Consider the following 17,251-nt stretch of genomic DNA (forward strand, 5'->3'; position numbering starts at 1 on the left):
TGTCTATTCACCCAACAGCTGTTGTAGACCCTAAAGCCCAGATTGCGGACGACGTAACCGTTGGCCCGTACTCTATTATTGGTCCTGATGTAAAAATCGGTAAGGGGACAACACTCAAAAGCCATGTGGTGATTGAGGGTGATACAACGATTGGTGAAGATAACATCATTTACCCGTTTGTTTCTCTAGGGCAGCGTCCACAGGATTTGAAGTTCCATGGTGAGAAAACACAGCTGATTATTGGTAACAACAATGATATCCGTGAATACGTAACCATGAGCCCAGGTACAGAGGGCGGCGGTGCAGTCACACGCATTGGTAACGGTAACCTGTTTATGGTACATAGCCACATTGGCCATGACGCTCAGATTGGCAGCGATAACGTATTTGCTAATGGCGCTACAGTTGCAGGGCACGTAGAAATCGGCAGCCATGTCATTCTTGGTGGCCTCAGTGCTGTTCGCCAGTTTGTCCGTATTGGTGACCATGTGATGATTGGTGGCATGAGCGGTATTGATAAAGACGTTCCACCATGTGTGCTCACCATTGGTAATCGTGCAACCATTCAAGGCCTTAACCTTGTTGGTCTGCGCCGTCGTGACTTCTCTAAAGAAGATATTCGCGGCATTAAAAACTTCTATAAAGACATTTTCCAAAGCGATGAGGGCACATTCTCTGAGCGCCTCGCTTCAGCTAAAGCTGAAACCGCTTCTGAAAAAGACATCCTAAGCTTCATGCAAAAGAGTGAGATTGGCTTCCTGAACTGGAAACCAACAGAACAGAAGGCTGTCTAACTCATGGACACTGCGCCTCGCTATGCGATTCTAGCCGGCGGTGGCAATCTTCCGCGTATGGTCCACCTCGGCCTTAAAAAACGTGGCCTGAATGTAGATGTGATTACCTTCAACGCACAGCCTCAGCCAGAAGGTCTTAACGTAGATGTAAGCTTTCCACTCGGTAAGATCGGCAGCATTTTAAAGCACCTTAAAGCAAATAACATTACGCGCGTGATTATGGCAGGCAGTCTCACTAAGCCTGAGCTGAAAAGCCTCAAACCTGATGTTACAGCGCTCAGCTTACTGGTTAAGGCACGCTTTAATCTGCGCCATGACGATGCTCTTCTAAGGCTCCTAACAAACTTTCTTGAATCTCACGCTATCCACGTGGTGCCCGTACAAGAAGTTGTGGATGACCTATTTATTCCATCAGGCACACACACAAAAGCAGAGCCAAGCAATAAAGATAAGCAAGCCATTGAGCTTGGTATTGAAGCGATTGATCAGCGCTCTAAGGCTGACCTTGGGCAAGCTGCGATTGTTGGTGAAGGAAAGCTGATTGCAGAAGAGGGCGTAGAAGGAACTGCTGCCCTTATTGCCAGCACCAAAGGAGACTTCCTTGTAAAAGGTACAAAGCTTGGCCAAAGCATGAAGGCAGATGTCCCATCTGTAGGGATTGATACTATTGAAGCCCTTATTAAAGGTGGCTACAAAGGCCTTGCGGTAGAAGCTGAAAAAACATTCATCCTTGACCGTGAAGACTGCATTAAACGTGCAGATGAGGCGGGCCTTATCATTTACGCATGGAGACGCAGACCATGACAAAAACATATAAAGTAATGGTCATTGCTGGTGAAGCCTCAGGAGATATCCTTGCAGCAGGCGCTATGGAGGCGCTAAAGGCTTCTCTAGATGCACCCGTCGAGTTTATTGGTGTCGGTGGCACAGAAATGCAGAAGCAAGGCCTTACAAGCGCGTTCCCGATGAAAGAGCTCTCTATTATGGGGATTGCTGAGGTGCTGCCTCATATTCCTAATATCTTAAAACGTATTAAACAGATGGTTGAGCTTGCTAAGACTGAACAACCAGACCTGCTTCTTACGATTGACTCACCAGACTTCTGCCACCGCGTGGCCAAAAAGGTGAAGAAGGAAACTGGGATTCCTTGCGTCCATTACGTGAGTCCAAGTATCTGGGCATGGCGCAGAAAGCGCGTTTTCAAAATGGCAAAGTACCTAGACCATGTTCTGGCGCTCTTTCCATTTGAGCCAGATTTCTATACCCCAAGCACACTCAAGTGCAGCTTTGTTGGTCACCCAGTCGTGGCACGTCTTGCACCGCATCAAGTCAAGAGCAAGCAAGATACACTGCTTCTTATGCCGGGTAGCCGCGCACGTGAAATTACATCTTTGCTTCCAAGCTTCCATAAAGTGGCGATGCAGCTCAAAGAAGAGGGCGCTGTAAAAGATGTTAAATGTGCTCTGGCCACAGAGGATGACTTTACTCTCGCTCAGGAAATGGCACCAGCCCTGGGGCGTGAAGACTGCATTATTGGTGATGAGCGCTACGCTGCTATGGCCAGTGCAAGGCTTGCTTTTGCTGCAAGTGGTACAGCCAACCTAGAACTTGCCGTACTCGGCACACCCATGGTGGTCGCTTACACAACGGGTAAGCTCACAGCTTATATTGCACGCCGTATTATTAAAGTGCCGTTCATCTCTCCAACCAACTGGGTCCTCGGTAAAAAGGTGATTCCTGAACTCCTGCAAGAAGAGTTTACTGAAGACAACCTAATGACTTCAGCAAGAGAAGCACTTGGCAAAAACTCTGTTCAGCCACAAGCCCTCACTACCATTCGTGAAAGTCTAACAACACCAAATCCAAACGCAGAAGTTGCTAAAGTTTTACGTTCTTACTTGAAAGCCTAACATTTCTCTATTACAAATGTTGTACACAACATTGTTCACCGTTTCTAAGGAGGCCGTTATGGCTAAAAAACGTAAGGGCAGCACCCCAACCAATAAGCCTCAGAAGTCCAAACGGGATAAAGGCTTTACCATCAAGGTTGATGAATCCGATCTTCCCAAAGCACGCAAAGGCCATAAACAAGGCCATGGTGGTGCAGGCGCACACAAGCCGAAAGACCAAAAAGGCAAACCGCGTCAGAATGAAAAGGCAAAACTCAGGAGAGGGGACTTCCCTGAATGAGTATCGACCCATGAAACACCCCTGAAAATAGGGGTGTTTCTTTTATGTGAAATATGTTAATGTGCATACACATTCGTAAATCTATATTCGTTTTTACGCTAACAGAAAGAAGAGGAAACACTATGCTAGACAGACAAGGTCTCAAAACCGTTGAAGCTATCGCCCTTCAAGCCGGTAAAATGGCGGAAGAGACTCTGGCAAAAGATTTCAAAATTTCTGAAAAGGGTCCTGGCGATCTCGTAACCGAGATTGACCACATGATTGATGCTTTTCTGAAAGAAGAACTGCTGAAGTTTCAGCCAACATACGGCTGGCTGAGTGAAGAAACTGAAGAAGATCCAAGCTGGCTCGAAAAACCATACGCTTGGGTTGTTGATCCGATTGACGGCACCAGCAACATGGTGAAAACCGCTGCAATCCTGTACGGCGATGCTGAAGGCGCTCTGCGTGAGTTCTGTATCTCTGTGGGGTTGGTTGATGTCTCAACTGGTGAGCCTGTTATGGGCGTCATCTATAACCCGCTAGACGGGAAGGGCGGCACACTGCTGAGCTCTCTTAAGGGCGAAGGCGTCTTTTTGGATGAACAACCGTTTACCCATAAGGATGAACCATCTGATCCACTACGCCTTATTGTAAGCCATGGACGTGCCCAAAAAGGCTTGGAGCTACCAAAACCAGTTACTCTGGTTCCATGCGGTAGCGTAGCTTACCGTATCTCTAGCCTAGTTATGGGGGGCGGAGATGTGACAATGGGCATCAAAAAAGGCGGAAACCCTTGGGATATTGCCGCAGCACATGCCATTGCGCTTGAAGCAGGCCTCAAGTTTCTTGATCTTCACGGCGATGAAGTGCGCTACACGGAAGTCGGTCAAAAGATCTTTGGCTTCATGTGTATGGCTGAGTCTCTTGAAGATGAGGTCAAAGCCCTCTATCAAGAGGTTTCTAAAGTGGCCAAGTCACTCTAAACAATCGATATCTTAAAAGCGCCTTCGGGCGCTTTTTTGTGCTTTATACCTACAACTCTAGGACGTTTTGGCACGCTTGATGCTTATTATTTAGGCAGTAACGGCGTAAATAGGAGTGAAACGATGTCTACAGCCTATAGAGATGACACAATAATGCCATCAAAACTGAGCAATAAGTCTCTGAAAGATAAACTACAATCAGAGATCCGTTATCTGCGTGAAAAGATCGCGGCTCAGTCAGTAACGATTGAACATTTAAAGCGTCAAGCCATGGAAGATGGCCTGACAGGTCTTGCCAATCGCCGTTCATTTGAAAGAAGCTTAGAACAATCTCTCTCATATTTTAGACGTTATAAGCGCGGCGGTGCAGTGCTTATGATTGACGTGAATAGCTTTAAGAGCATTAACGATGGCCTTGGCCACCTCGCAGGGGATGCAATTTTGAAAGACATCGCACGCATCCTTGAGCAATACACACGTGAGAGTGATGTGGTTGCCCGCCTTGGTGGTGACGAGTTTGCCATTATTCTTCAAGAAGTTACTCCAGAGCAGGCAGATGAGAAAGCAGCACAGATTGCAAGTGTGATTGCAGATACACCAACGCGCTACTCTGGCAGAGACGTTTACACCAGCGTAAGTGTTGGCGTATGCCACTTTAACGCTAAGAGCACATCCACGGATGTTCTACACATTGCAGATAGCGATATGTATGACAAAAAAGCCGAAGAAAAAGACTCTCGCCTTTAAAACGTTTGTATTGTAACACTTTTTTTATAAAAAATAGGGGCATACCCCTTTACAAACGTTTTTTCCATCCCCATAACTTAATCTAACACGTTAATTAAATTTAGATAGGAGTTACTGAGGGTTACAATGGAAGACAGTTCTAATCCTAAAACTCAGCTCACAGTACAAGAACTTCTTGCACTCAAAGATGGGTCTGTCATCGATACCTCTACTGTAGATCGCCTTCTGGCGACCTATCAGCAACTCCGTGAAACTGTCCACGAACAAAAGCTTCAGATTGAAACTCTGCAAAAGGCCGCAAGTACGGACGTGCTTACAGGTCTTTCTAATCGCCGTATGTTTGAAAAAGATCTTAGCCGTGCACTTGCCGTGGCTAAGCGTCATAACCGTACGCATGGGCTTATTATTGTAGATGTGGATGACTTTAAAGCCATTAACGATAACTTGGGGCATAACTCTGGAGATGCTGTTCTCCAACACGTGGCAAACTTCCTTAAGCGCCACACAAGGCCAAGTGATACAGTCGCAAGACTGGGTGGTGATGAGTTCGCAGTGATTCTACTGGAACTGGTTTCAGTGCACCAAGCTGAAGCCAAAGCTGAGGAGCTTATGGCTGAAATGCAGAAGTCTCCGTGCATTATTGATGGGCAACCTGTTCAGGTGAGATTAAGCGCAGGGGCATACATTTTTGATGGCGATGCGAAGAGCACACGAGACATCATGGATAAAGCCGACCACGCGATGTACATACAAAAACAGTTGCATCACGGAGAAAACTAATCACAATTTCAGTAACTGGATTTCCATTTATGTTGGTCCACAGCAGATAAGAAAATCATAAAAAGTTTATTTTTGAAGAGGGCGAATAGTGGACCCTATTTAACTAATGATAAAATAAAGTTCTTATGAATTTTCTTACTGCCCGAAGGGTGGTTGTTTTTAAATAACTCTGCTATGTTTCCATTTAATAATGAATCCACTGTGTATCAATTTAAATGGGACGCCAGTTACTTATATGTTTGTAACCATTCAACAGATTGAAGATCATGTAGCGGGCACTCAATGTGAAGAGTGCGGCTATAAAGGCTGCCGCCCATATGCGGAAGCGATCTTTTCTGGTGATGCGGAGATTAACCTCTGCCGCCCAGGCGGGGAGCGTGTTATTAAAAACCTTGCTGTCACACTTGATAAAGAGGTTCTTCCTCCAGCGAAAGAAAAAGAATCTCCGCTGATTGCTTGGATTGACCCTAAACGCTGCATTGGCTGCACGCTCTGTATTCAAGCTTGCCCCACAGATGCCATTGTTGGCCGTTCTAAGCGCATGCATAGCATTATTACAGATGAATGCACAGGTTGCAGACTTTGCATTGAACCTTGCCCTGTGGACTGCATTGAAATGAATGGCGCAGCAGAAGCCTTTCCAAAGGCCGGCGATGACACATGGGAAGAGGCGCGTGCTGCACAAGTTGCTGAATGGGTTCGTATCAAAAAAGATCGCAAACAAAGACGTGCAGTTAAAATTGATGCCGCAGAAGCCACCCCTGTAGAGCAAAAAGTACCAGAGCTGGGTGATGACGTTATGGCAAAAATCAAAGCCGCTCGTGAAGCTGCCCGTAAAAAGGCAGAGAAAAAAGGCCCGGCGCCGAGACCACGTAAGAAACCTTAAATCTCATTATAACTCTACTATAACGCACTGCAAATAACTGCTTCTTGCGCTTCCACTACTCATATACTTTAAGTATACTCTGTGTCGGTTCTCATCAGCAGCTATTTTCATGTCGTTCTAGCGAATTATAAAAGAGATTAAATAAATCCATACTTGAGATATACAATCCCTTTAGGCAGAATAGAGACAACATAAAAATTAGCGAGCAAGGATTCACGCATGGCGGACGCACTCAAGCTACAAACCAACACGTCTGGGGTTTGGACTTCTAAACAAATTACTGAAGCTTTTGAAACAGGCATTCTTAAAACTGAAGGCCCACTTGCTGAGGAGCAAATTCAACCTGCTAGCCTAGACCTTCGCCTTGGTAAAACCGCTTACCGTGTGCGTGCTGGCTTCCTTCCTGGTAAAAGCAAAAGCGTTATGGACCGTGTTTCAAGCCTTGGGATGCATGAAGTGAGTCTTGAAGAAGGCGGCGTTCTTGAAAAAGGCGCTGTTTACATTATTCCACTACTTGAGTCTGTTGACCTACCAGAGTTTCTAGAAGGCGTAATTAGCCCGAAGAGCTCGACAGGTCGCCTTGATATCCTAACGCGTCTGATTACAGATAACGGCACAACGTTTGACCGTATCCCTAAAGGCTACACAGGGCCACTTTACGTAGAGGTGACTCCACTAACATTTAGCATTGTTGCGCGTACAGGTGACCGCCTAAACCAACTGCGCCTACGTACTGGCTTCACACCGCTTTCAGAGCAGGACATGGCCAACCTACATAATGAAACACCGCTTATTTTTAACGAGCAGGGCACACCTGAAATGCCTGTTCTAGAGCAGGGCGGTATTTGGATGTCTGTTGACCTTGAAGGCATTGACGGTAGCGACATTGTGGCTTACCGTGCCCGCAAGCACGCACCGGTGCTCGACCTACGTAAAATTGGTCACTACAACCTCAATGATTTCTGGGAGCCGATTACAAAGCCACATGATGGCGGTTTGGTTTTAAACCCTGAAGACTTTTACATCATGGTTTCTCGCGAAAAGGTTAGCGTACCAGGTCACACAAGCTGTGAGATGATGCCGTATGAAACAACAGCGGGTGAACTGCGTGTTCACTATGCAGGTTTCTTTGACCCTGGTTTTGGTATGACCAAAGAGGGGAGCTCTGTTGGAGTACGCGCCGTGCTAGAAGTTCGCTCTCATGATGTGCCGTTTGTTTTGGAACACGGACAGAAAATTTGCCGTATGGTATACGAACCCCTTGCAGAAACACCAGACATTCTCTATGGTATCGACCTTAGCTCAAACTATGCATCACAAGGTCTTAAGCTTGCTAAGCAGTTCAAAATGGAAGGGTAACCATGCTCACACAGAGTGATGTACTGGCTCTAATCAGAGGGTCTAATCATACAATGAAACTCCTTAAAACCGTTCAGCAGTCTGACATGACAGACGCTTGGCTCAGCGCAGGGTCTATCAGAAACCTAATTTGGGATCACCTTGAAGGTAAGTCAGAGCCAACACCTATGAACGATGTGGATGTGATTTATTATGATCCTGATAACATCACCAAAGAGCATGAAAAAGCATGGGACGCACACCTTACGTCCATCACACCCAATATCCCTTGGGAATGCAAAAACCAAGCTCGCATGCATAAAAAGCACGGCTTTGAGCCGGCAACAAGTGTTGCAGAAGGCATGAGCCGCTGGGTTTACAAAAGCTGCGCCATTGCTGCACGCCTTACAGATGATGGTGAGATTGAGCTTATGTCTCCCTTTGCAGACTGGCTCGAGTGCACAGCCTCACACAAGCTCCACGCCACACCTGTAATGCTTGAAACCAACCCTGAGCTTCCAAAGATTCACTATGTTAATAAAGGATGGGATCAAAAATGGCCGAATCTAACTCTCGCGTAGAACCGCTTGTTCTGGCATCAGGCTCACCGCGCCGCCAGCAGTACCTTAAAGATTTTGGGATCGCTTTTGAAATTGATCCTGCTGACATTGATGAAACACCACATAAAGGTGAGCTTCCACTACCATACGTAAGACGCCTTGCAGAAGAAAAGGCAAGGGAAGTGGCAAGCCGCCATAAAGGTAAAGTTATTCTTGCTGGTGATACCACAGTTGCCCGTGGCCGTCGTATTTATGGTAAGCCTGAAACACGCGAAGAAGCTTATGAAATGATTAAAGCCTTTGCAGGCCGTCGTCACAAAGTGATGAGCGGTGTATGCGTACTGGATAAAGAGGGCAATGCCACTGTTAAACACACAGTGACAGTTGTTCAATTTAAGCCTCTACGCCATAAGGATATTGAGGCTTACGTTGCAAATGAGGATAATTGGAGAGGCGTTGCCGGCGCTTATAAAATTCAAGGCACACATGGTGGTGCGCTTGTAAAATCTGCCAACGGTTCAATTAGCGGCGTTGTGGGACTCCCACTTGTAGAAACAATTAATGCACTGAAGACTATTGGATACGACCTGTAACATAGTATTTGAAAGCTGCCCTTGGCACACAAGGGTTGCCTTGTTTGCACCTGAAGGGCATCTAAAGTCCTTACATTTTGATGATCCTGATCTGCCATACCTAGAGGGGACGGTTCTTCTTGGCCGTATTAAAACCATTCATAAAAGCATGAAAGTCGCCTTTGTCGACATTGGTGAAGAGGTGGAAGGTTACCTCCCTCTTAAAACGATGGAGAATAAAGGTGAGGGCGCGCATGAAGGCCAAGTCATTATGGTGCGCATTGTTCGCTCTCGTATGGATGAAAAAGGCGCTAAGCTCTCAGCCAAAGTGATGCATGAGATGCCAGAAGGGGAACTGGAAGCCCCCCTTGTTCTTAAAACGCCTCATAACGCACTGCAGCGTGCTTTGCACGACTCTGGTGACACACCTGTACAAGTTTGGGTACCAGATGAACGTAGCCTTGCGATGGTGAATGATTTTGTGACAAACGATAAGGTTCGACTCCTGAAAGAAGACGATCAAATGTTTGAGCGTCTTGAGCATTACCTGAGTTACATCCGTGAAGGCGTCTTTCCACTCTCTAACGGTGGCCGCGTGACCGTTGAGCATACCAAAGCGCTCACATCTGTAGATGTAGATACAGGTAAAGCTGGCGGCGGTAAAGATGTACAAATGGAAACCAATCTCCAAGCCGCGCGTGAAATTGCACGCCTGTGCCGTTTGCTTGATATTGGTGGCTCTATTGTGGTGGACTTTGTGACCATGCGCTCTAAGAGTGATCGTGAGCAGATTAAAACCGCTCTAAGCGAAGCCTTTACAGAAATTGATGACCGCCGCGTGAACATCCTTAACATGTCACCCTTTGGCCTTTTGGAAATGAACCGCGAAAAAGTAGATGCACCACTCTACTGGAAGCTCAACCATCCCACTTATGTGGCAGGTGAAGTGCTTCTTGAAATGTGGCGCCAGCCTGTTGATATCGGCTCTTACAATGTGGAAGCATCTCCTGAAGTAAGCCGCATACTCAAAGACCGCCTTACAGAGAAGGCGGCCCTTGCATATATTGGTCGTAAAGTGACAATCAAAGAGAACAAAGATCGCTCAATTGAATCCTTTGCCCTCTCTCAGGGCGCAGCTTAGCGCTTCAGCATTTCTGCTGGAATTGTTAGCTCTGCACCTTTTAGACCTTCAATGTATCTTCCAGTTTGTAGAGCACGCAAACGCACACCATTCAAACCATCTTTAGAGATTCTATCCGTTGGCTTAATCTCAAGTGCTTTCTGATAGAGAGCATTGGCTTTATTCAGCTTATCCTTAAGTAGATACACGAGACCACCTGTTGAATAGGTATCTTGGTGCATTGGCAGAACATCTAAAAGCACAAGAAAGTCTTTTTCAGCAAGGTCGATATACTTATTTGAACGGTCTTTATCTCCAAGCCTTGCAAGAAGCTGTGCACGGTTAAGGTAAACAGCCGCACGGTTAATCAGGTGTCCTGCGCCGTAAGGGTCTTCCATAGCCTGTTTATCAAGCATATCAAGCATCACATCGTATGGTGGAGTTACGTCCTTTATTTTACGCATATGGTAAGCCGTTTGAATCAAAGCAAGATGCTCAATTGTACGAGGGTTATATGGGAATATTTCATAAGCACGCTGAATTTCATCAAGCGTACGTTCATCAATACGTTGGAATTTAAGCAGCGCCATTGAACGCTTCAGGTGCCAAGCCCCTTGGTTACGCTTATACATCTGGTCAGCGTAAACACATGTTGCAAGAGCAAATACAATAGCAGTAGCAACAAAGACAACCTTGTGAAGTTTCACACTCAACAGAACTTTACGCTCAGACACACAATTCATCACGTACATGCCAAGCATTATTGCCCAAAGTAGCCAAAGCACCATAGCGCCTGTTGGCATTTGTAGCGGGAAGTCTCCAGCTGAGTTGAGTGTCATACCACCAATTGAAAGCAGCAGAACCGATGTGAAGAACTTTTCATTGTTACTCGCTGCGCTACGCATAATTTTCCATGCTGCAAAGAGCGGGAAAATAAATAGAGTGAGCCATGCAAGACCAGCAGGAATACCAAGCTCTACAAACATTTGCGCAATATCGTTGTGCATACGCTGTGGACGCGCTTCTTTTTTATAGCCATGTGGAGGTGTTTCCATCTTGGCGTTATGGTACATCGGGTAGTAAGCAAAGAAACCAGAGTACCCAGTACCAAGAAGAGGGCGGTCTTTCACCATCTCAATACCATTGAGGTTATAAGCTTTACGTGTGCCAAGTTCACCTGGTTGAAGTGATGTAATCGATGTCACTTGATCAGTAATAGACTCACCAACAGAGTGGTAGCCTTTTAGGTTTGACTGAACCTGAGAACCAAGCAGAACGAACAGAACAACCGTCGCAAGGATAAGCTTCTTCTCAAATGTAAACGCACCTTTAATAACAGGCCAAATAGCTTTTCTATGGATGATACCCCATACAGCAAAACATACAAGAGCAGCAGAGAAAGCAAGCCAGCTACCACGGCTACGTGTGTAAAGGAAGAACAGCGTACCAAGACCAAGTGCAAGAGAGCTTAAAACTTGCTCTGTGCGTGTTCTTGCAACTGTAAAGAACCAGAACATAAGCGGCAGGGCAACAACAAGGAATGACGCAGCAAGGTTCTTGTTTGCGAATGTACCGGCAGGTGGCGCTGAGTACTGGAAGTAATCAATAAATGGCTTTGGCCAAAACGGAATATGATGACGAATCGTTGTATCAGTAATCATCATAAACTGGCAAATACCAAGGATACTGTTAAAGATAACACTGATCGCCAACATAGATACTAGTGTCATGTACCATTGCTTGCTACGTAGCAAATACACAAGGTAGAAGAAGCCAACATAACCAATGAAGTTTAGACCATAAAAGAGTGTACGGTAGAATGATGCTGTCCAGAGAAGCGACGCTGCTACCATCAGAGCAAGAAAACCTGCAAGGTAAAGCGGCACAGGGCCTCTATAAATTGTAATGGTACTCACACCCTTAGAGAACATATGTAGAGACAAAAGCATAAAGCCAACAAGCGTTGTAAGGCAGACGGCATACCAGCGGACATCACCGGCAACCTCTGGCACAAAGTAGTTGTACATATTTGGGCTTACCAACACAAAGAAGGCAATCATCGCACGCACAATGTTAGGAACTTTCCCTGTCATTACGGCTGTATCATCAGTGGCTGTAAAATAGTTTGAAATCTGCTTTAGAGGGTTGGGCATCTTATTCTTACGCTTTTTATTGTCATTCTTTAACGCGCAAGAGAGTAGCCTGTTTTTAAAGGCCTCGCAATAACAAAGAGGTATCTATGAGAAGAGAGGGTTAATTTGGCTCAACAACGAGCGTCACAACGCCTGCATAGCTTCCGTTTGGTTGCCCAATGGTGCTGGCTCTTTCAATTAAGATTTCAATATTGGCATTATTGGCCCCACCACAGGTCGTTGATGAGCGATCAGCACCAGTTTGCGCCACAAGCGTCGTACCAGCACTCAGCTCTACCTGGCCTGCTGTTCCGATGACATCATTCCAGAAAACACGATAAGGAACAGTATTAGGGCCAGAAGCAATTGTAAACGCATTACCAGCACCGCTACCCGTTGCAGTAATATCGTAGTTTCCGCCACTGGTATTAGAATAGATACAAACATCATCATTCAGAGTTAAATCTGAACTTCCCATTGTTCCAAAGGCCATATCTTGAAGGCCACTAATGCGCACACGTTCTGGAATGGTGATTGTCACGTTATAAGAAAACGTAGACGTTGTTCCAAGTGTGCCATCTGTTGCAGCTGTTGCAGAACCACTCGAAAGAAAGGCAAGGGCAGCAACTTTTACAAAAGGCTTCATTTTAAACACAGACCATATCTCCAATATTTACATAAAATTCACCAAACGTAAGCTCTGGCACAGCAAGTGTACATGTCCCTTTGCCTTTCACATTTACAAAAGGTTGGTTCCTTGCACTCAATTCAATTTGGAAGTTACCAAACGCGTCCGTTGTACTGAGTGTGTCTAACCCTTTTATGGTTTTCCACGCAAGCGGACGGCCATCAATATCAAGCAGGCGGCCAATAAGCAGAACAGATTTATCAATACGCCATCTTAACTGTGCAATATTTCCAGGAAGAACACCAATCACTTCTTTTTTATCCTCAACCTTAATAAGGTCTGCGCCTTTAGTAGCTGCCACAGTAATGCTATATGTTTCATGAGGGGCAAGGTTCACAGGTACAGATTCACCAATTCTACCTTTAGCACGCGCTGTTCCATTTACAAGAATATCAAACTCTGCATCAATAGAAGGGTCACCATCAAGTTTTACAATCGCCATACCACGTGTTGAAATCTTTGGCAGGCGAGATTTATCTCCACCTTCTGTCCAGATTGTTGAGGTTGTGAGCTCTAAGCCAACCGCGCGACTATCAGAGTTATCAATGTTACCGCCAGCAGCGTGGCGCGCAAATGCACGGATCGCTGTTTTATCAGTTTGGTGTCTTACAAGTAGGTCATTACGAGACTCAACCGCGCCACTCTCTTGTCTGTTGTCATTTGTAATCTGTACATATGTCCCACGACCGTTTCCAGCAGTTTTATCATAACTCAACGTGTTTCTTTGGCTCCAGTATGTATGGTCTCTGTAACGACCACGGCCAAGGCTTGTTTCTACGCGCCAAGGACGGTGCGTTCTACGATATGTAAGAGACGTGAAGAAGCGAGAAGTGCCGTTGCCCATAGTCAGTCTGCTATCAGAGTAGAGTGTATGTTTACGATCTTTAATCAGGTCAAATCGTAGACGAGGGCCATACGTATAAGTTTGCACTTCACCGTTATCGCTATAGCTACCTGTAAGCGTAATTTTAGCCTTGTTATCAGCAAAGCGGCTACCATAGCTCAGGTTCAAACGTTCTTTTTGGCCCGAGAGGAACAGTTCAAAATCATCAGATGTTAAATTGGTTGTGTCATAGTCAAACCCTTTAAAGGCATTACTATAGTTTACACTCCATGTATCACCCTCAAAGATACCTTGTCCGTACATATCTAGGTCGAGGGCTGCATCTCCAGCAGATGAGTAAGCAAGTGTTGTTTCAAAACGGTTATGGTCATTTAAGAAATATGTAAACTTAGGCTCAAAAATACCCAAGCCTTTACCACCGTAGAAATCAAGTTCAGCTTGCGTATTATCAAATAGGCGCCATTTCACTTCAGCCTGTACAATAGGTGAGGTACCAATTTCAAAGTTGGCTCCGCGTGAAATACCCACTTGAATATTATACTCAGGCTTACCACGAGGTGAAATCTCTAGGAACTTACTAAAGTTCAAAGTTTCTTCTGTTACCGTACCATCTGTCTCTGTAATAACTGCACGAATTTCATAACTTCCTGATGGGAAACGAGATGTATCAATCTCCTGCAAACCAAAATCAAGAATACGGCTATAAAGGATACGGCTACCGCGATAAATATCAACCTGAGAACGGGCAGGAATGTAAAGCTCAACACGGCTACCGCGTAGAGATCTTAAGTCTTCATAAGACCTCAGCTCTGACGATAAACCAAAACCAAAGAAGTTACGGCTAAATGCAAAATCTTGTCCGACAGTTTCAAGTAAACCAAACTTAAGCGTAGAATGGTCAAAGTGGTAATTAAACGTTGCATCTGAAAGCTGGTAATCTTCACTCTTAGGCAAGAAACCACGTGTTTCAAAGAACCAACGTCCTTTACCAAATGTTGTAATGTGATCTAAAGCGAAACGGTCATTAGTATCTGACTGAAAATCCCAGTTACCTGTTCCTCTTAAAGAGTTGGCAAGAACCCACTTATCATAAGGCTGGAACTCACGTGTCGCCACATCAAGCTCTTGCTTAATGAGTGACTCTTTCGCAATCTCCATATTCACAAGGAAACGGTTTGGATCTACAGAAATTGTACCAAGCCCGTCTTGCTCTCTTGGCGCGCCTTTTTCAATGCGTCCTTTTACGAGCCCTCTAAAGAGTTCAGGATTTTTAACCATGTTCAACTGGTCAATCACAGCATCAATTTCAGTAATTTCAACCCAGCTGTCCGTAAATTTAACAGGTATAGACCCAAGCAGCTTGTCACCAACTTTAAAGTCAAATAAAAGCTCTTGAGGTGGGATATCCATAAGAAGAGCTTTCTTCAAATCTTGCTGAGTCACAGCTTCTACTTCAGGTGTTTCTACCTTTTGTAGAGAAGGCGGCGGCGCTTCCTCGTAAGCTTCAATGCCATCACCTTCTTCTTGTGCAAACGCATGTGCACTTAAGAGCAAAATGCTTGAAAGCGTGCAAGCGAGAAGGGAGTGTTTCATCATCATGAATCCAGCCCCCAAGCTTCTACAGGTACTTTCACTCGCTGCTTCTTAAGGTTGGTCATCAGATGAATTTCAATCTCTTCTGTTTGGAATTCTTCCGGCAGAACAAATTGGTATGAGCCGTTCGGGTAAAGCCTCTTACCAGAAATAAAGTGGCACAAGTCCTCTTTCTTCGAGTGGCAAATATCCCTGCGGAGCACCTCAACGTTTACATTACCTTCATTTAAAATGGTAATCACATTCCCTTCACGTTCCCATGAAAGCTTAGGTTTCTTCTCGTCCGGCTCAACAAAAACAAGTGCACCAGCACCTGTAATCACTGAAATATAAGGCTCGCCTTCTTTAGGGGTGTGCGCATCCATATGTGGCATAAAACGAAGTCTATAAACACCTTGCGTTGGCATAGCTTCATCACGTTGATAGAACATTTTGACCTGAACTTCAGAACGCGGTTCGATGACAAATTGTGATGGAGCGGTAAAGAGATTTGTAACCTCCTTAAGTTCCTTTTTAGAGTCACCAGGAGACACAACTTCAAGTGCCAGAGACTTAACGTTAAACGTTTTGTAATGAGACAAGTTTCGAACGTATAACGTTTGGTATTTATCATCCTTTTCGAAGTAAAGAATGTTATCAGAGAGCGCAAGTTGCGCAAAAGCAGCCGAATGGAACATCCAGCCAGAAATCATTGCAACCCAAAATATACGTCTCATATATTTATAGTAATGCACGCGGTAGAGCAGGGGTGAGAACTCTCGTACAAAAAGATCATAAAAAAGATGTTTTAAAAAGGGTTCTATGGCATTATACCCACACAAGATAAAAACAATAGAACGTTCACTTGTTTAATATGACTTGGTTCAAAATAAAGACGCCTGTTACAGTACTAGGGATCCTATCCCTACCTTTCATATGCTTAGCATATAATGTTCAAGCACAATCTCAACCTACTAACACGGTTGGATATGAAGCAGCATCAGAGACTGAAGTTGCAAGCGTCCCGAACCTTACCGTCAATTTTTCACTCAACAGTGTCGCTGATCCAGAGACAACGCAGTACTACACACAAATTGTAGAAGAAATGCTACGCAACCTTCCTCGTAAGGTTTCTCTCACAGGTGACCCTGCCTCTCTTGTACAAACAGAGCCTGTTTACGATCACCTGAAAGTGGTGAGCTACCTTCCTAAGGCCAATACAGACCCGAACGGCCTTGCTGAAAAGGACATTCGTTACTTCACAGTTGAGTTTGAAGTCCCAGAAGGGTTGGTAAACCTCATTGAAGTAGAAGACCTTCCACCAGGTGTAGAAAGCCAATCTATCGTTGTTCATAAAGGGAAGTACGAAGACTTCGTTGATATTCTATACAACGATGGCTCTGAACTTGAAACAACACCGCAAACACCAGAAGTAGGCTTGCAAAAAGCAGGCATGACAATGGACGACATTATGGGTAAAAAGCCAAAGTCTGAGATTGGTATGATGGTTGAAGACACAGCTAAAGCTCAGATGGAAAAAGATCGCATGATGCGCAAAGGTCCAACAAAGCTGATGCAAGAGATGACAGCACTTGAAGCCAGCAAAAAAGCTGGTAAAAAGCCGACCGCTGCTGCGCCAGTTAAAACAGCTGAAGCAAAACCAAGTAAGCCAAAAGCTTCTAAAACACCACTTAAGCTTAAAGGTGTGACAATTACTTTTAATAAAGGTGTAGATGTAGGTGGTAAACTGAAACCTCTTGCTGCATCAGGTAGCGAGAAGCGTCGCCTTCAAATGATTGCCTTTGTAACACCTATGGGTAATGAGACTATTACAGATGTAGCTAACCAAAGATTCCTAAGCGCTGAGAACGAGCTAAAGGCTGCTGGCATGCCAGTCAGCAAAATGCTTCGCAGCCGCATTATTCTGCAATCAGCAGAAACAAAAGATAAACTGAACATTACGCTGAAATAGCGAAAAGAGTTTCCCAATACATATTAAGTTCAAGATTAAGCAATAGCTTTATGATGGATTTTTTCTTTTGTAAAGACTGTGGAAGCGTAAG

17 protein-coding genes are annotated in these 17,251 nt (G+C 45.0%); 13 read left to right on the plus strand and 4 right to left on the minus strand.

Annotated elements, in window-relative coordinates; genetic code table 11:
• From lpxA to VX730_01705, 12 genes are all read left to right on the plus strand, one after another.
• The coding region (gene lpxA / locus VX730_01650; GenBank protein ID MEC9291086.1) for an acyl-ACP--UDP-N-acetylglucosamine O-acyltransferase at positions 1 to 794 on the plus strand (794 nt) is incomplete at its 5' end.
• 3 nt (positions 795 to 797) lie between these two features.
• Entirely contained in the window at positions 798 to 1,598 is an 801-nt protein-coding gene (lpxI, locus tag VX730_01655; GenBank protein ID MEC9291087.1) for a UDP-2,3-diacylglucosamine diphosphatase LpxI, read from the plus strand.
• The gene (lpxB, locus tag VX730_01660; protein ID MEC9291088.1) at positions 1,595 to 2,704 is read left to right on the plus strand and encodes a lipid-A-disaccharide synthase; all 1,110 of its coding nucleotides are present in this window, start codon (positions 1,595 to 1,597) and stop codon (positions 2,702 to 2,704) included. Before lpxI ends, lpxB begins: the two co-directional genes overlap by 4 nt.
• A gap of 58 nt (positions 2,705 to 2,762) precedes the next feature.
• On the plus strand, positions 2,763 to 2,984 hold the full coding sequence (locus VX730_01665) for a hypothetical protein (protein MEC9291089.1): 222 nt from the start codon (positions 2,763 to 2,765) through the stop codon (positions 2,982 to 2,984).
• A 122-nt stretch (positions 2,985 to 3,106) separates the two neighbouring features.
• Positions 3,107 to 3,949, plus strand: a complete 843-nt coding sequence (locus VX730_01670) for an inositol monophosphatase family protein (GenBank protein ID MEC9291090.1) — start codon at positions 3,107 to 3,109, stop codon at positions 3,947 to 3,949.
• Positions 3,950 to 4,072: 123 nt separating this feature from the next.
• Positions 4,073 to 4,696, plus strand: a complete 624-nt coding sequence (locus VX730_01675; protein ID MEC9291091.1) for a GGDEF domain-containing protein — start codon at positions 4,073 to 4,075, stop codon at positions 4,694 to 4,696.
• A 126-nt stretch (positions 4,697 to 4,822) separates the two neighbouring features.
• Complete coding sequence (locus tag VX730_01680; GenBank protein ID MEC9291092.1) at positions 4,823 to 5,476, plus strand: GGDEF domain-containing protein; 654 nt, start codon at positions 4,823 to 4,825, stop codon at positions 5,474 to 5,476.
• A 235-nt stretch (positions 5,477 to 5,711) separates the two neighbouring features.
• Positions 5,712 to 6,362, plus strand: a complete 651-nt coding sequence (locus VX730_01685) for an RnfABCDGE type electron transport complex subunit B (GenBank protein ID MEC9291093.1) — start codon at positions 5,712 to 5,714, stop codon at positions 6,360 to 6,362.
• 219 nt (positions 6,363 to 6,581) lie between these two features.
• Positions 6,582 to 7,721 carry a 2'-deoxycytidine 5'-triphosphate deaminase gene (locus tag VX730_01690; protein MEC9291094.1) on the plus strand — a complete coding sequence of 380 codons (1,140 nt, stop codon included), beginning with the start codon at positions 6,582 to 6,584 and terminating at the stop codon, positions 7,719 to 7,721.
• A 53-nt stretch (positions 7,722 to 7,774) separates the two neighbouring features.
• On the plus strand, positions 7,775 to 8,281 hold the full coding sequence (locus tag VX730_01695) for a nucleotidyltransferase family protein (GenBank protein MEC9291095.1): 507 nt from the start codon (positions 7,775 to 7,777) through the stop codon (positions 8,279 to 8,281).
• A complete protein-coding gene (locus tag VX730_01700; GenBank protein MEC9291096.1) occupies positions 8,257 to 8,853 on the plus strand; it encodes a nucleoside triphosphate pyrophosphatase in 597 nt (198 codons plus the stop codon). Before VX730_01695 ends, VX730_01700 begins: the two co-directional genes overlap by 25 nt.
• A 40-nt stretch (positions 8,854 to 8,893) precedes the next feature.
• Positions 8,894 to 9,973, plus strand: a complete 1,080-nt coding sequence (locus tag VX730_01705; GenBank protein MEC9291097.1) for a ribonuclease E/G — start codon at positions 8,894 to 8,896, stop codon at positions 9,971 to 9,973.
• Here the strand turns inward: VX730_01705 and VX730_01710 are convergent.
• From VX730_01710 to VX730_01725, 4 genes are all read right to left on the minus strand, one after another.
• On the minus strand, positions 9,970 to 12,105 hold the full coding sequence (locus VX730_01710) for an O-antigen ligase family protein (GenBank protein MEC9291098.1): 2,136 nt from the start codon (positions 12,103 to 12,105) through the stop codon (positions 9,970 to 9,972). The genes VX730_01705 and VX730_01710 overlap by 4 nt on opposite strands.
• Before the next feature lie 100 nt (positions 12,106 to 12,205).
• Positions 12,206 to 12,730: a hypothetical protein gene (locus VX730_01715; protein MEC9291099.1), complete on the minus strand. Its 525-nt coding sequence runs from the start codon at positions 12,728 to 12,730 to the stop codon at positions 12,206 to 12,208.
• A 1-nt stretch (position 12,731) separates the two neighbouring features.
• On the minus strand, positions 12,732 to 15,215 hold the full coding sequence (locus VX730_01720; protein MEC9291100.1) for a TcfC E-set like domain-containing protein: 2,484 nt from the start codon (positions 15,213 to 15,215) through the stop codon (positions 12,732 to 12,734).
• Positions 15,212 to 15,925 carry a hypothetical protein gene (locus VX730_01725; protein MEC9291101.1) on the minus strand — a complete coding sequence of 238 codons (714 nt, stop codon included), beginning with the start codon at positions 15,923 to 15,925 and terminating at the stop codon, positions 15,212 to 15,214. Before VX730_01725 ends, VX730_01720 begins: the two co-directional genes overlap by 4 nt.
• A 128-nt stretch (positions 15,926 to 16,053) precedes the next feature.
• Between VX730_01725 and VX730_01730 the strand changes: the two genes are divergently transcribed.
• Entirely contained in the window at positions 16,054 to 17,160 is a 1,107-nt protein-coding gene (locus VX730_01730) for a hypothetical protein (GenBank protein MEC9291102.1), read from the plus strand.
• Positions 17,161 to 17,251: the final 91 nt, after the last annotated feature.

The sequence above is a fragment of the Pseudomonadota bacterium genome (genome assembly GCA_036141575.1).
GTDB lineage: Bacteria > Pseudomonadota > Alphaproteobacteria > UBA2136 > JAPKEQ01 > JAPKEQ01.